The sequence below is a fragment of the Ktedonobacter sp. SOSP1-85 genome, from assembly GCF_016587415.1.
In the GTDB taxonomy this organism is placed as follows: domain Bacteria; phylum Chloroflexota; class Ktedonobacteria; order Ktedonobacterales; family Ktedonobacteraceae; genus Ktedonobacter.
Genome location: NZ_BNJI01000001.1, coordinates 6060018 through 6074493 on the forward strand (window position 1 = coordinate 6060018; position 14476 = coordinate 6074493).

14 protein-coding genes are annotated in these 14476 nt (G+C 55.1%); 6 read left to right on the forward strand and 8 right to left on the reverse strand.

The window, feature by feature from the left end:
* The first annotated feature begins 11 nt into the window (after positions 1–11).
* The 4 genes from KTE_RS25395 to KTE_RS25410 all read left to right on the forward strand — a co-directional run bounded on the left by KTE_RS25395 (position 12) and on the right by KTE_RS25410 (position 4364).
* A complete protein-coding gene (locus KTE_RS25395) occupies positions 12–788 on the forward strand; it encodes a chlorite dismutase family protein (protein ID WP_201383526.1) in 777 nt (258 codons plus the stop codon).
* Between the two features lie 108 nt (positions 789–896).
* Positions 897–2213: a glutamate-1-semialdehyde 2,1-aminomutase gene (hemL, locus tag KTE_RS25400; RefSeq protein ID WP_201385908.1), complete on the forward strand. Its 1317-nt coding sequence runs from the start codon at positions 897–899 to the stop codon at positions 2211–2213.
* Positions 2214–2233: 20 nt separating this feature from the next.
* A complete protein-coding gene (gene hemB, locus KTE_RS25405) occupies positions 2234–3217 on the forward strand; it encodes a porphobilinogen synthase (RefSeq protein WP_201385909.1) in 984 nt (327 codons plus the stop codon).
* 7 nt (positions 3218–3224) lie between these two features.
* Positions 3225–4364, forward strand: coding sequence for a M20/M25/M40 family metallo-hydrolase (locus tag KTE_RS25410; RefSeq protein ID WP_201385915.1), 1140 nt, complete (start codon positions 3225–3227; stop codon positions 4362–4364).
* Positions 4365–4565: 201 nt separating this feature from the next.
* Here KTE_RS25410 and KTE_RS25415 read toward each other — a convergent pair whose 3' ends face one another.
* Positions 4566–4727: a hypothetical protein gene (locus tag KTE_RS25415; RefSeq protein WP_201383518.1), complete on the reverse strand. Its 162-nt coding sequence runs from the start codon at positions 4725–4727 to the stop codon at positions 4566–4568.
* Positions 4728–5199: 472 nt separating this feature from the next.
* Here KTE_RS25415 and KTE_RS25420 point away from each other — a divergent pair, with 472 nt between their 5' ends.
* Together KTE_RS25420 and KTE_RS25425 are read left to right on the forward strand one after the other, a co-directional pair.
* A complete protein-coding gene (locus KTE_RS25420; protein WP_201385916.1) occupies positions 5200–7182 on the forward strand; it encodes a glycoside hydrolase family 15 protein in 1983 nt (660 codons plus the stop codon).
* A 322-nt stretch (positions 7183–7504) separates the two neighbouring features.
* Entirely contained in the window at positions 7505–8710 is a 1206-nt protein-coding gene (locus tag KTE_RS25425; RefSeq protein WP_201385919.1) for a class I SAM-dependent rRNA methyltransferase, read from the forward strand.
* 140 nt (positions 8711–8850) lie between these two features.
* Here KTE_RS25425 and KTE_RS25430 read toward each other — a convergent pair whose 3' ends face one another.
* The 7 genes from KTE_RS25430 to KTE_RS25460 are packed head-to-tail and all read right to left on the reverse strand — an operon-like array spanning position 8851 to position 14327.
* Positions 8851–9558 carry a histidine phosphatase family protein gene (locus KTE_RS25430; protein WP_201385920.1) on the reverse strand — a complete coding sequence of 236 codons (708 nt, stop codon included), beginning with the start codon at positions 9556–9558 and terminating at the stop codon, positions 8851–8853.
* An 11-nt stretch (positions 9559–9569) separates the two neighbouring features.
* Positions 9570–10775: an RNA-guided endonuclease TnpB family protein gene (locus KTE_RS25435; protein WP_201385921.1), complete on the reverse strand. Its 1206-nt coding sequence runs from the start codon at positions 10773–10775 to the stop codon at positions 9570–9572.
* Positions 10776–10788: 13 nt separating this feature from the next.
* Entirely contained in the window at positions 10789–12153 is a 1365-nt protein-coding gene (locus KTE_RS25440) for a hypothetical protein (RefSeq protein ID WP_201385923.1), read from the reverse strand.
* 59 nt (positions 12154–12212) lie between these two features.
* Entirely contained in the window at positions 12213–12641 is a 429-nt protein-coding gene (locus KTE_RS25445; RefSeq protein ID WP_201385925.1) for a hypothetical protein, read from the reverse strand.
* Complete coding sequence (locus KTE_RS25450) at positions 12641–13369, reverse strand: hypothetical protein (RefSeq protein ID WP_201385927.1); 729 nt, start codon at positions 13367–13369, stop codon at positions 12641–12643. The genes KTE_RS25445 and KTE_RS25450 overlap by 1 nt, the downstream gene beginning before the upstream one ends.
* Positions 13369–13791, reverse strand: coding sequence for a hypothetical protein (locus KTE_RS25455; RefSeq protein WP_201385929.1), 423 nt, complete (start codon positions 13789–13791; stop codon positions 13369–13371). The genes KTE_RS25450 and KTE_RS25455 overlap by 1 nt, the downstream gene beginning before the upstream one ends.
* Before the next feature lie 56 nt (positions 13792–13847).
* A complete protein-coding gene (locus tag KTE_RS25460; RefSeq protein ID WP_201385931.1) occupies positions 13848–14327 on the reverse strand; it encodes a hypothetical protein in 480 nt (159 codons plus the stop codon).
* Between the last annotated feature and the right edge of the window lie 149 nt (positions 14328–14476).

The window sequence follows — 14476 nt, forward strand, 5'->3', positions numbered from 1 at the left end:
GAATAAACGTTATGGCAGAACAGACAACTGAGATCACACAACCGGTGCAGCACGAGACGCAGGAGACGGCTCCCGCAGCCGCGCCCGCTCAGCCCAAACCCAAACAGCCGCGCCAGCTGGTACGGTTCACCTTCTATAAACTGGATCAGCAGTGGCAATTGCTGCCCGCCGAGGTACGCGAGCAGGGCAAGCGCGAGCTTAAGCGCATTGTTGATGCCTACTCTGAGCGCGCGTTGATCCGTAGTTATGGCCTCTACGGTGTGCGCTCCGACTGCGACTTTATGCTCTGGACCGCGACTTACGAGGCTGAGGACCTGCGCTGGCTGAGCAGCCAGATTCGTCGTAGCCCAATGGGTCCCTACCTGCGCGAGGCGCAGGCCTTCCTGGCTATGACCAAGCGTTCGGTCTATGTGGGGAAAAATGCGCGTGGCGCGCACGATCCACGCCTGGTGATCTCGCCCGAGGATAGCAAGTACCTCTTTGTATATCCCTTCGTCAAGACGCGTCCCTGGTATATGCTCTCGCTCGAAGAGCGCAAGCGCATGATGAACGAGCATATTCGTGTGGGTCTGAAATATCCGCAGATCAAACTCAACACCACCTATTCCTTCGGTATCGATGACCAGGAGTTCGTCGTCGCTTTCGAGTCGGATAGCATCGCTGATTTCCTCGACCTGGTGCAGGAGCTGCGTGAGACCGAGGCCAGTCAGTACACCCTGCGCGATACCCCCATGTTTATGTGCGTCCTGGAGGAGATCGACCAGATCCTCGACGCCATTGGTGCGTAGAACACGAATAGAAATAGAAGGGAACGTGGTGTGGTAGTGTAGCCGCGTACGCAAGTAGCGGGTTACACTACCACACCACGTCCCATGTGTAGAGAGAGGAACGTTAACATGAGTCAGCAGAGCGCGAGTGAGCGCAAGCTCAATTTGTCCAGGTCGCGTGCGCTCTTTCAGGAGGCACAACAGGTCATGCCCGGTGGCGTCAATAGCCCGGTGCGTGCCTTTCGTGGGGTAGGCGGAGAGCCCGTCTTTTTGGAGCGCGCCGAGGGCGCCTATCTCTATGATGCCGACGGCAATCGCTATCTCGATTTTGTTCAGTCCTGGGGGCCGATGATTCTTGGCTTTGGCTATCCCAGCGTGCTTGAGGCGGTAACTGAGGCCAGCAAACGAGGCTTTACCTTTGGCGCCCCAACTCAGGCCGAGACCGAATTGGCACGCCTGGTGATCGAGAGCGTACCCTCGGTTGAGATGATCCGCTTCGTCAATTCCGGTACCGAGGCCACTATGAGCGCGCTCCGCGTCGCACGTGCCTACACGGGTCGCAGCAAGATCGTCAAATTTACCGGTTGCTACCATGGGCACGCGGATATGCTGCTGGTACAGGCTGGTTCGGGTGTGGCCACGCTGGGCCTGCCCGATAGCCCCGGTGTGCCCAGCGAGACCACGGCCAATACTCTCTCAGTTCCCTATAATGATGAAGAAGCAATCAAGCAGGTCTTTGAGACGTATGCCAATGAGATTGCCGCGGTTATTGTCGAGCCTGTCGCGGCCAATATGGGCCTGGTTCTTCCGGTCCCAGGATTTCTGGAGTTGCTCCGCGAGCTTACTGCGAAGCATGGCGCTCTGCTGATCTTCGACGAGGTCATGACAGGTTTCCGTGTGGCGCTGGGTGGTATGCAGGAACGTGTCCAGATCACGCCTGACCTGACCTGCTTCGGCAAGATCATCGGCGGTGGTCTCCCTGTAGGGGCCTATGGTGGGCGACGCGAAATTATGCAGGTGGTCGCGCCGCTGGGCCCTATGTACCAGGCGGGCACACTTTCGGGAAATCCCCTGGCGATGGCCGCAGGTATCGCGACTCTAAAAGAGTTGCGTAAGCCGGGCCAGTATGAGCTATTAGAGCAGAAGAGCCAGCTCCTGGGCGAAGGCATCACGCGTGTGTTGCACGATACCAATACTGATGGCCAAATAGTACGTATCGGCGCCATGTTCTGCCTCTACTTTACCCGCGAGCCAGTTCACAACTACGCGGATGCCAAACGCGCCAGCACCGAGCGCTTCGCCAGCTACTTCTGGGAGATGTTGGAGCGAGGTTACTACCTGCCGCCCTCGCAGTTTGAGTCTTGCTTTCTCTCACTAGCGCAAGAAGAGGCGCAGTTGCAGGAGATGGTGCAGAGCATCGAGACCGTATTACGTCAGCAAGCATAGAAAAGGGAGCCCTGGGTATAATGACAGCCAATTTTCCGATAGTTCGCATGCGCCGGACGCGCCAGAACGAGGCGCTACGCTCCATGGTGCGTGAGACTCATTTGCAGACCAGCCAGTTAATCTATCCTATCTTTATTGCGGAAGGCATCACGCAGCCGCAGCCCATCGCATCCATGCCTGGCATTGTGCAGTGGCCACTGGGGTTGCTGGAGCAAGAGGCGAAGCGCCTGGTACAACTGGGCATTCCCGCGATCCTGCTCTTTGGCATCCCCGCGGAGAAGGACGCCGTTGGCTCGCAGGCCTATGCTGAGCAGGGCATTATCCAGCAGGCCATTCGCCTCCTCAAGGCCACTGTTCCCGAGCTGCTCGTGATTACGGATGTCTGTCTCTGCGAATATACCGACCATGGGCATTGTGGCGTCATCCATAATGGAGATGTCCTCAACGACGAATCGCTGGAGCTCCTGGCGCGCATGGCGGCCTCGCATGTCGAGGCGGGCGCGGATATTGTTGCTCCTTCAGATATGATGGATGGACGCGTGGGAGCTTTGCGCCATGTGCTCGATGAGCAAGGATACAAGCAGACTCCGATCATGGCCTATTCCGCCAAATTCGCCTCCGCCTTCTTTGGTCCCTTCCGCGAGGCGGCGGGTTCAACTCCGCAATTTGGGGATCGGCGCTCATATCAGATGGACCCGGCTAATGCTCGCGAGGCTCTGCGCGAAGTGGAGCTGGATATTCGCGAAGGTGCCGATATCGTCATGGTCAAGCCCGCGATGGCCTATATGGACGTCATTCACCGGGTGCGTGAGTCTTGCGACTTGCCGCTTGCTGTCTATAATGTGAGTGGTGAATATTCTATGATCAAAGCCGCGGCCCAGCAGGGCTGGATTGACGAGCGGCGTGTGATCATGGAGGTACTGACAGGATTGCGGCGTGCTGGCGCGGACATGATCATCACCTACTTCGCGCCAGAGGTCGCACAATGGCTCAAGGAGGCGTAGAGGACTCATGACACTCTCAAAAGACGAACTGGAGCGTATGCGAAGCCTGGCGCGTGAATATGTCGAAGAGGTCGCCACGCTCACGCAGCGCATCTGTAGGGTGCCTGCCCCCACCGGCAGTGAGCAGCAACGGGCCGCATTTGTAACCGGGCTGTTTGAGGAGCGTGGTTATCGCTGTGAGCATGACGAAGTCGGCAATGTGTACGTGCGACGTGGTCGAGGGACTGGCCCAGTCTTGCTGCTGCTGGCGCACCTGGACACGGTCTTCCCCCAGGACACGCCGCTCAACGTTCGTCGCGAGGGTGACGTACTCTATGGGCCTGGTATTGGCGATAATAGCCTGAGCGTGGCCTCTATGCTTACGCTGCTCAAGATGCTTGATCTGCTCAAGCAGGAGACATCCATCGATATCGTGGCAGCCGCAAATGTAGGTGAGGAGGGCCTGGGCAACTTGCGTGGAGCCAGGGCGGCCGTCGAGCGTTATAAACAGCAACTGGGAGCCGTGATCGCCATCGATGGTAACCTGGGGTATATCGTGAATGAAGCCGTGGGTTCGCTGCGCTGGCGCATTACCGTCAATGGTCCTGGCGGCCATTCCTATGGCGCCTTTGGGCGCCCCAGCGCCATTCATGGCCTGGCGCGTATTATCGCGCGGATCGCCGAGATCCAGGTGCCAAAAGATCCCAAGACTACCTATAACGTGGGAGTTATCGATGGAGGTACATCGGTCAATACAATTGCCGCCAGTGCCTCGGCCCTGCTAGATATGCGCTCTACGGATGTGCTGGCGCTAGACCGGCTTGCCGACGAGGTGCGAACCATCGTCAAGACCGCGCCTGGCGAAGGACTCCAGGGCGTGATTACCATCCTTGGTGAGCGACCAGCGGGAAAGATTGCGCCTGACGCGCCGCTTGTGCACCTGGCGCAAGAGGCTCTGCGTTGGATTGAGATTGAGCCCCGCCTCGTAGCTTCCAGTACGGACGTCAATATACCCTTGAGTCAGGGGATACCCGCCGTATGTGTAGGCGTCTCACAAGGCAGGCAGGCCCACACACTTGAGGAGTGGGTCCCTGTAGCCCCCATTGCCGATGGCCTGGCCCAGCTCCTCTACCTGATCACCTATGCCTGTGAACAACTCGCACGCTAAAGTCAACACAAGAGAACACCCTGGACCCTCAGTATTTCTAGTAAGTAATGTAGGAATGGGCCCTGCTAGCCTTCGGCTAGCAGGGCCCATTCCTACATTACTTACTAAGCGAGCGCCGCAGGCGCGAGGACTAGGAAAGATGGGGGATGGTAACAAGAAGCGATGTTTTTGGCAGAGCCGCAAACATCGCTTCTTGCTATCTTAAGTACGCGCCGTCCGACCAGCGAGAAAATGGCAGAGGCCAGCGAAAAGCAGAATTTTACTGGCATTGCCCCGCAAGCTTGCCAGAACGCCGAGCGTCAGACCCAGTGTCAGGCCGATGCGTCCCGCGGGATGGCGAACCATTTGTGCTAATATCTGCATACAAACTCCTCAAATTATGGTATCTTTGGCGTAACTTCTTCCCTTAGTGATACGTGGAAGAGTATTAAAACGTGGAGATGCCTTGATTCCTAAATGTGGCCTCCTATATGCTCTATTAGAGAAGAAATTAGAGTGTCCAGGTGTTATTACTGATACGAGTAGTATACATGCCTGGCTCTAAAAAGGGGTGAAATATGGTGACATATATATAATCATTTTTTGTCATTTTTATATATGTCACCATTGGTTTTGAGAAGGCATGACGACGGACCTTAGCAACTTGCCAGGGGGGGTGATGAGCCATAAAAAAAACTTATGGGAAAATCTGTTACTATTCTCCGGGGTCCTGCGTCTAACCCTGATATAAGGCTCCAATCAGGAGTTCTAAGGGCTTTCTAATAATAAACTTAGTGAATTTTAAGGATGTTGGCGAACAGTTCAACGCCGAACAGTTCTAGGAAGTATAGTCTAAATGGTTGGGATGACCGAATTCAATCGCACTTATCTACCAATTAATTCATACGGAGTCATTGGCGATTGTCATTCAGCCTTGTTGGTCGCGCCCGACGGGTCAGTTGACTGGGGATGCCTGCCAGACTTCGATAGTCCAGCTATCTTCTGTCGTTTGCTTGATCACGAGCATGGCGGCTACTTTCAAATCGCCCCCTCCGAGCCTATGCCGGGGACCCAGCGCTACCTGAAAGGTAGCAATGTTTTACAAACCCGTTTTACCAGTACTATTGGCGAACTACTCCTGACCGACTTTATGCCGGTAGAAACCTTGCGCGCCTGGCCGTATCAGGGGATGAATAATAATACCTGGACGCGTGAAGATGGCTCATGCCACTGCATGGTGCGCATTGCCGAATGCACACATGGCGAGATGCCTGTGACCATGACACTCAAGGTCAGTCCAAATTATGCTGCCTCGCCCAGCGAGGTCAGCCTGGTTCCTGGGAACAAAGGTGTTCTCGTTTCAGGTGGAAACCAGTACGTTGGCCTGGCTATTATTGGCGCACACCTGCATCCATCCTTAACACTCAATGTCGTACAGGACGCTGAAGATAGGCATCCTTCGGTTGTATTGAACGTGATACTCTCAGAGGGCGAGCGCTTGCTCTTCGCGGTGGGTATGGGCCGCAACATGCAGGCGACGCGAAGACTGGTTGAGGGCGAACTGCACCAACGCAATTTCGATTCTGAACTGGCACATACCCTGCATTGTTGGCGCGAGTGGCTCTCGACCTGCAACTATCGTGGGCCGTACCGCGAGGCGGTGGAGCGGAGCGCGTTGGCCTTAAAGATGATGACCTATGCTCCCACAGGAGCCATTGTCGCGGCCCCCACGACCTCGCTGCCCGAGCATATGGGCGGGGTACGCAACTGGGATTACCGCTATACCTGGCTGCGGGATGCGACCTTTACGCTCTATGCCCTGAACGTCCTTGGTTTTACCGACGAGGCACGCGCCTTTACGCACTGGCTCAGGCGCCTCACATACGCGGATGGCGAGTCGTTGCAAATTATGTATGGTATCCGTGGCGAGCGTGACCTGGCCGAGCAAGAACTGACTCACCTGGAGGGCTATGCCGGTTCAAGCCCCGTACGCGTTGGCAATGGGGCCGCCAGGCAGAGACAGATGGATGTCTTCGGTGAGGTGCTGGACTGTATCCACCTCTACCGGCGCCAGGGCAGCTTTGAGCGCTATGGCGAGACACTGGATGGTCCGCTATGGAATCTAATGCGCGACCTCGTGGAGCATGTCTGTGCGCACTGGCAGGACCCCGATAGCGGCATCTGGGAGATCCGTGGCGATGACCGGCATTATGTCTATTCCAAGGCGATGTGCTGGGTGGCTTTAGACCGGGGCATTCGTGCCGCGCAGCAACTCAACCTTGAAGCGGACCTGCCGCGCTGGCTGATGGTGCGAGACCAGATTCGTGCCGACATCCTGGCCAACGGTTATAACACGAGCGTCGGCGCGTTCACCCAATCTTATGGGGATACTGCCCTGGATGCCTCCAATCTCTTGCTGCCCTTGATCGGCTTTATCCCGCCCGATGATCCGAGAATGCGTTCAACCGTGGACCGTATCATTGAAGGCCTGACGGACGAGAATGGCTTTGTTTTCCGCTATATCTCTCATGATGGTCTCGCCGGTCACGAAGGGACATTTACCATTTGTACCTTCTGGCTGGTGGATAATCTCGCCATGCAGGGCCGGGTCGACGAGGCGCGCTCGCTCTTTGAGCGTTTGCTTAAATATGCTGGCCGCCTGGGACTCTTCTCGGAAGAGGTGGATGCCAATACCAGCAGCGCGCTGGGGAACTATCCCCAGGCCTTTACGCATATCGCGCTTATCAACAGCGCCTTCAACCTGCGCAAAGCTGAGATTCGTCAATCCGAGCATCATACCGATCCTTTGATTGCAGCCATTCGCTTGAACAAACAATAGTCCTGGTTTCTTTTCCATCGAAAGTCTGTTAACCAATAAAAAAAGCCTGTATGCATAATCGATTATGGGCATGAATTTGGGGGAGGAGCATTGTCCTCCTTCAAATTCATGCCTTTTTACGTGAATGCTTCGTTCCAATGAAGAAGGTTGTAGGGTCCAAGCTGGCTTGGACTGCGAGCGAAGCGATCTCCCCACGTCTGGGTATCGGCCTGCTGGCCTCTCAGTCCAAGCCAGCTTGGACCCTACAACTTAACGACTTCACTGCGTATGCGATAATAGCAAGACTAATACCACACATAAAATAAGAGAGCGAGTTCTACCAGTGTCATCTGTGCAATATCCTACAGCGAGTTTAAAACCCCATCGTGATGAGAGCCTGCTTGGAGGCCATCTCTGGATCTTCTCTGGCGCCTTACAGCAGCCACCACGCTGGGTCGAGCCAGGCGACCTGTTGGACGTGAAGTCCTCGACAGGCCAGTTTGTGGCGCGCGGCTACTATAATCCCCAGACGGATATCGCGATCCGTATCCTGACACGCGATAACACAGAGTCTATCGATGGTGACTTTTTGCGTAAGCGTGTGCGCGAGGCGCAGGAGCTGCGCAAGGTCTTTGTGCCGGGTGTGACCAATGCCTATCGCCTGATTCACTCGGAGGGAGATGGCCTGCCGGGCCTGGTGGTGGATCGCTACGCCGACATCCTGGTTGCCCAGGTGCATACTCTAGGTATGGATCGATTGCTGCCCCAGGTGCTTGAAGCCTTGCTCGCGGAGACGGGCGCACGCGGAATTCTCTTGCGCAACGAGAGCCAGGCACGTCGCCGCGAGGGTCTGGAGATAGAGGAGCCACGCGTGGCAGCAGGAGAGGTGCCCCAGCAGATCGAGATCGTTGAGAACGGCGTGCGCTTCATTGTTGATCCCTGGCGGGGACAGAAAACGGGCTTTTTCCTGGATCAGCGCGATAAGCGTGAGGCCTTGCGCAAATATGCGCGAGGTGGGCGCGTGCTCAATTGCTTCAGTTATAGCGGGGGCTTCTCAGTCTATGCGGCCCTGAGCTCAGAAGCGACACAGACGGTGAGCGTAGATGCCTCTGCTCCAGCTATTGAGGCGGCACGTCAGCATTTTGCCCTGAATGGCCTGGATGCCAGCAAGCACGAGTTTCATACCGAGGATGTGTTTGAGTACCTGGAACAGGCCGCAGAGCGTGGGGAGCGCTTTGACGTGGTTATACTGGACCCACCGGCCTTCGCCAAGAACCAGGGTGCGCGTACGCAGGCGCTTAAAGCCTATCGTCGCCTCAATACCCTGGGCATGCAGGTCTTGCGTCCAGGCGGGATTCTATTGACCTGTTCATGCTCTGGCGTGATTGGTATGGACGATCTGCTGGGGGTCGTCTCCAATAGTGCCCAGCGTCAGAAGCGCACGGTACAACTGCTGGAGTCCTATACCCATGGCGTGGATCATCCTACCAACCTGGCGATGCCGGAGACCAATTATCTCAAATCCGTCTTTTGCCGGATTTTGGCCTAGTATAAGGTTTAAAGAGATGTGCAGAAAGATGGCGTTTTAGCTATCGACCGACGCTGCTAAAGCACGTGTCTACATATCAAGGCGCGATATCCCCCGTACCTCATATGTAGACGCGTGCTTTAGCAGCGTCGTGCTACTCTTTACTGAATTATTTCTTCTGCCTGCTTCTTGAACTCGGGAACGGCAGGCACGAAGTTCGCGGCCTCGCCCGAGAGATGGGCGCAGGCCGCCCACTGTACCAGTCTGCCCACGACATCGTGCTCACTGGTGGCGAGTTCGATCTCGCTAATTGAGCAGTTGTGCTTTTTGCCTCTGCGAATGGTTTCCAGGCTCTCGGGACCACAGATCGCCGAGACGAGGGCGGTAAAAATAGCCGCGTGTCCGGCTATGGCGATCACACGTCCCTGTTTGCCCCAGGTCACTTTATGCAGGCCTCGTTTGCCGCGCTCGGTCAGGGTCAGGAAGCTCTCTCCATTGGGGAAGCTGGCATCGAGGCGCCCATGATACCACTCGGCGACAATACTGTTATGGTAATCCCAGTTCTCAGCGGTGGGCGCGGCATCCTCGAGATCACCCACATTGACCTCGCGGAACTCTTCATAGAGCGCTACCGGTAGCTGATGTGGCTCAGCGATAATCTCGGCGGTTTCACGGGCGCGTTTGAGGGGCGAAGAGAAGAATTCATCGATATGCTGATCGCGTAAGTGGGTGGCAGTTTGTTGGGCCTGGAGCACGCCCTTGGCCGTCAGCGAGTAGTCAACGCGTTTATAGGAAAATTCCCCGGTAACATTTGCGAGATTTTCTCCATGGCGAATAAGAAGGATGGTATTGGTATACTGAGTATTCATATGCTGCTTTCCTAAATGTGTTCTACATTTTCGATTGCGGTGAAAACGTCCGCACACCGCACGGAATCGTCCGTGTGTGGCCCAAGCCGGGCAAGGAACCTCATCAAGATATTGACGGCACTGTTTTCGTCTCGATCCATGATGAGTCCACATTCACTGCAGTGATAGGTTCGTTTCCAGAGTGGCATGTCTTGCCTGTGCCCACAGCCACTACAGGTTTTCGACGTATCACGTTCATCTATGATGATGAGTTCTTTCCCATAAAGTAAGCTCTTGTAAAGCAACATCTGAACAAAGCTGTAGAGCCCCCAATCGTTGAAGACCGCTCGATTCAGGTATTTGTTCCTCTCTCGATGCTCTTTCATGACCATCTGCCGTTGGGAAAGGTCACCGATCACCACGGTTCTCTCAACCAGTGTGTGCGCGATGAGATGGCTTGCTTTGTGCAGACAGTCCTGTTGTTTGTTGCGTTTCTGCTGTGAAACGCGCTTGTAGACCTTACTCAAGTGCTTATATCGACGAGATCCCTTCTTGCAGCGATCTCGCTTTGAGCGGATTTTGTCCAGTTGGCGATTGTACCACCTGTTGCCCTTGAACCCGCCAATGTGATAGAAGCGGCCCTGGTCGCTCGCACCCGTTGCCAGCGTCTTCACACCTAAGTCGAGCGCAAGCACACCATTGTGCTCAATGGTTTCTTCTTTTTTACTGTGGACAAACGATGCGTAGTAGTGTCCACACCCATCTCTGGATATTGCTACATCTCTGTAGCCGGTTGGGGCTTCTTCCGTCAATTTTGCGACGACGTCGGGATACCGCTTGTTCTTGCCTTTGCCCCCCGTTGGAAGCCGGAGAGACAGCCCCTCCACCTGGATGTACATGGCTGGGTAGATGAGCGTGAAAAAGCAATGCCGTGCCCGCACTCTCGGGAATCCGGGCTTTTCCCCGTTCTTGACCCGCCGAAGGAAGGCTTGCATTGCGCTATCTAAGCGGAAATAGACTTCCTGCAAGAGCTTGCCATAAACAAAGCGCAGTTCAGCATCATACTGCTTGCTCTGTTGAAGGGTCTTCTTCGCTTCTTCCCACCCCGGCCACTTCTCCCCATCCCGCAAACGCATCACCCACCAATTGTACAACCCCCGGCACTTCCCCTGCATGAATTCCAGGGTGGCGGCGTCTCGCGGGCTTATTTCAAGCCTGATTTTCTTGCTTATCAGCATATTCTCTCCTGCCTCAATAGGTAATGAATACAAAGCGAATATGCTGGGCACCTGGAAGGGTCGCATTGTTGGAGAAAGACGCAGACTGTACGCCCGTATGTGCTAATAACAGGCTCTTGGCCTGGACCTGGCTCTTGCCTGCAATGCGGGCCTTCATGCGCTCCTGCTCGGTCTGCGAGAACTGGTATATCCAGATGCTTGTTCCAGTCGCCTGGACGGTGGCTGCGCCTTGCGCCGTGGTGGTGATGTGCATCTCTCCACTCGGTGTGTACCTGGTTCCCAGCTGCTGCCTTGACTGGGCCGTGAGTGCCTGGGTGATGAGTGTTTGAAGGGCTTGTGTCTGGTACACAATGCCTGTACATATCTCGTCCAGGGCCACATGCACACTTGCCGCCTCCTCTCCCGGCTGGTGGTCGGCGCTCGTCTTCTGCTGACAATGTAGCGGGGTGACAAGCGTTTCTGTGCTTTGGGCCTGGGTTTGTAGTGCTGCGGTGGTACTCTGATCAAGGCTTGCTTTCAGGCTCGTGCCTGCGGTATCGATGTCGTGTTGGGTCACAGTCTGGTAGTCGCGTGCGTCCTGTCCTCCACTAAAGGCTCCGTTCACTGCGGAGATATTGACGCGGCAGCAGGGGCCATAGATCGCACCCACCTTGAGATTGCCTGCTGGTCCTGCCTGGATCGCATGAGCGCTGACGCTCGCCTGCCCTAGCGTGGGATAATTGACCGCGCCTACAGTGATATCCTGGTCGGTTGTCACTTGTACCCCATTGGCTGCGGTGACAAGGGTTCCTGCTGGGATGGTCTGCGCATAGGTCGCGCTATTGTAAAACGTGATGTACCCATGTGCAGCCTGCGCGTCCTGGTGGGCTTTCCCGGTGGTGGCAACAGTGCGCGCCTGGCTCATTGTGAGGGTGGGAAGTAACCTTCCTGGCACCTGGCGGTGGTTCGGGTCGGCGCTTCCGATCGTGACGGTAAAATGGGTTTCTATCGTGCGTGTGACTGGAACAAGCGTCACCGTCGTGGTCGCTGTCCAGAGAGGCAACGCGTACAGCAGACACCCCATAACAAGCGCACAAGAGCATACGATGATGCTGAGAGCCAAAAGAGGGCACCTGTGCTCTCTCACCCACTGGAACGGCCTTCTCTCTTCTGGCTCTGGCTCATGGTCGATGGGTGGAAGACTGTCAACCGTATTGGCTGGCTCCTCTGGCTCCTCTCTCGGGTAAATATGGATCTCAACATCATACAAACGGCGCTCATGATCGTATTCCTGTTTTGCTTCGATGTGGGGGATATCGTCTGTCGTGTGTGCCTGCTGGTCCTGCTGGTCAAGCTCGCGTAGAATCTGCTCCAGGTCGTTCTGTATATTGTCTTGCATAGGGTTCCCTCCAACAGGAAGGGGAAGAGTAGACGGTGATGACACTCTTCCCTGAGACATTAAGCGTTTGGGATGCCATCCCACGGTGCTTTACAGGTATCGAGGGGTCCGGCGCTAAAAGCCGTGTAGAAAAGGACCTCTTTGTTCAGCTGGTCGAGCTGGTCAAAGAAGCTCTCTGGGATGGTCCCACGCCAACGGATGACGATGTAGCCATCGCCTGACGTGTTGACTCTGCCATAGGAGACTAACACTGCTTGTACGGGGCGTTCTGCCTGGAATGTCGTTTGAAAGTTCAGAGCAAGGGTGGCTGTGATCTTCTCGGAACACGAGACAACGACATATTCATCCTCCCCGCTAAAGGTGATACCCATTAGTTGATTGACGCGCTCTGTCAACATACGTATGGTTCGGTGCGTTCCCCTGGGGGCGCTTTCCTGGGGTGGCAGTGGTTGCTTGGTGTGGATGGGATACGCTGGTATGACAATCACTATCTGACCTCTTTCATGGGCGTCGAGCTAAACACATCGTTCTGGTTCTTGAAGGCGATGCTTTGATCTCCAACAGTGACAATCATGTCTGGCTTGCCGTCACCGTCCAGGTCCCTGAATGTTACCTGTGCGGGGATCATGTCTTGCCCTCTTCCTACCAATGCAACGCCTGTCTTATACACATGTGTTTTGCTCGGGTCGCCTGCAGGCATTTCTATGACGGTAATCTGACTATGCAGATTGAGCACAAGGAAGTGGGATGGGTTTGCGCTCGTATCGTGGTTATGGCCGACAACGGCGTCGATCTGGTACGTACGGGGGCGCCCATAATGCAGGTCGTCTTGCCACGCTTGCACACCTTGACTTGCCATTCCAATACCAAGCCATCCCCCAACCATCAACACGCCTGCCAGTCCTATATACGCAGGCCAACGGGGTACATGAAGAGGTGTCCCAACGGGCAAGAGGGGCGGTTGCTGGTGCTGCCTCTGTTGCCTGGGTTGGTTGTGGACATGCACACTGACACGGCGTGTTGCCTGCATGTTCTCCTTGTTTGGCTGATAGGTGTTTTGACGTACCACACTGGTATGGGTGCGTGTGTTATATAAGGCGTCTTCGTCGATCTGGTCTTGAGTGTCTCTATCCTCTCTCGGCGCTCTAGTAGCACGATTTCTGTGCGTGGGCGGCTGCTCGGTTTCAAGGTTTGGATGATAGCGAGATGGGGGCATTAGCGTTTCCTCCTCTCGTCGCGTGCTAGCTTCGAGGTGTTGGCTTGTTCCTCTCGCTTACGCATCGCGTATTGATAGAATTCCTCGTTCCAGCCGCACACATAGCCATAGCGCCAAAGTGCTGGGCGTAAGGTATCGTACATCGCCCATTGCAAAGCGTTCTCGACATCCTGGGCGACAATCTCGCGCTTGGCGAAAGCCAGGGCGAGAAATTCGCATCTTCCCGACTGCACGCCATTATGAAATGCTGGCTCAGCACAGAGAAGGATGGTATCAATACCTGCGTGTTTCGTCTCGTCTGTCAGCCTGGGGGTGTCTTCTGGGTGAGGACCAAACGAGGTTTCGACACGCTGACGTGAAGCGTCTTGCCATTGCATTTCATCTGTCTCGTGAGGGGGGATACTCATTCTATTCTGCTTCATGCTTTTCTCCTCTGGCTCCTCTTGTTGCCTGGCAGGCAACAAGAGGAGCTTCTCTGCTAGATATATCTTCCGTTCACATGGTCGGTTGCCTCATCTAGAGTCAGAAGGCCGTCGTTGACATACTGAGCAACTTCAGCAATGTTGTTCATGTCTTCATGACAAGGACATGAAGGAACAAAACAAAACGGGTTAGTGATGCTATGCCGTTGGGTATCATTGGGGATTACAGGGAGAAAGTTATCCCCATAGGGTGCAGGGACCTCAGACCGTTTGCCACGTGAAGCAGAGGGAGGTTGGTGACAAGACGAAGATGTTTCCAGCAAGGCCTTGACCCATCCAATGACCCAACCGGTATTCTCACAGGTCGAATCGGGAAAGGCGAGCAGGCGATGAACAAAGTGTTCATAGAGATCATGCTCATTCAGAGGTGTTGGCTCGTTCTGGTAAGCCTGGTATCCTGCCTGGACACCACGAAAGAAGGCAAGATTCGAAACGGTGACTGGTGCATCCATCAGATGGCCAGGGTGTAATGCCATTGAGGCTCTTTGAGACATACTTCAGCATCTCTTTCTTGACTGCGGAGCCTCTCTGCGCTATGCTGAGCGCAGAGAACTCCAGGACTTGGCAAAGGTTTTTGTGTGTTCTCACTCACTGGCTCTCGTTTGCAGACGGGAGCCAGTTTTTT

Coding starts and splice junctions, on each gene's coding strand:
- KTE_RS25395 (WP_201383526.1), top strand. CDS start 12: ATGGCAGAACAGACAACTGAGATCACACAACCGGTGCAGCACGAGACG.
- hemL (WP_201385908.1), top strand. CDS start 897: ATGAGTCAGCAGAGCGCGAGTGAGCGCAAGCTCAATTTGTCCAGGTCG.
- hemB (WP_201385909.1), top strand. CDS start 2,234: ATGACAGCCAATTTTCCGATAGTTCGCATGCGCCGGACGCGCCAGAAC.
- KTE_RS25410 (WP_201385915.1), top strand. CDS start 3,225: ATGACACTCTCAAAAGACGAACTGGAGCGTATGCGAAGCCTGGCGCGT.
- KTE_RS25415 (WP_201383518.1), bottom strand. CDS start 4,727: ATGCAGATATTAGCACAAATGGTTCGCCATCCCGCGGGACGCATCGGC.
- KTE_RS25420 (WP_201385916.1), top strand. CDS start 5,200: ATGGTTGGGATGACCGAATTCAATCGCACTTATCTACCAATTAATTCA.
- KTE_RS25430 (WP_201385920.1), bottom strand. CDS start 9,558: ATGAATACTCAGTATACCAATACCATCCTTCTTATTCGCCATGGAGAA.
- KTE_RS25435 (WP_201385921.1), bottom strand. CDS start 10,775: ATGCTGATAAGCAAGAAAATCAGGCTTGAAATAAGCCCGCGAGACGCC.
- KTE_RS25440 (WP_201385923.1), bottom strand. CDS start 12,153: ATGCAAGACAATATACAGAACGACCTGGAGCAGATTCTACGCGAGCTT.
- KTE_RS25450 (WP_201385927.1), bottom strand. CDS start 13,369: ATGCCCCCATCTCGCTATCATCCAAACCTTGAAACCGAGCAGCCGCCC.
- KTE_RS25455 (WP_201385929.1), bottom strand. CDS start 13,791: ATGAAGCAGAATAGAATGAGTATCCCCCCTCACGAGACAGATGAAATG.
- KTE_RS25460 (WP_201385931.1), bottom strand. CDS start 14,327: ATGGCATTACACCCTGGCCATCTGATGGATGCACCAGTCACCGTTTCG.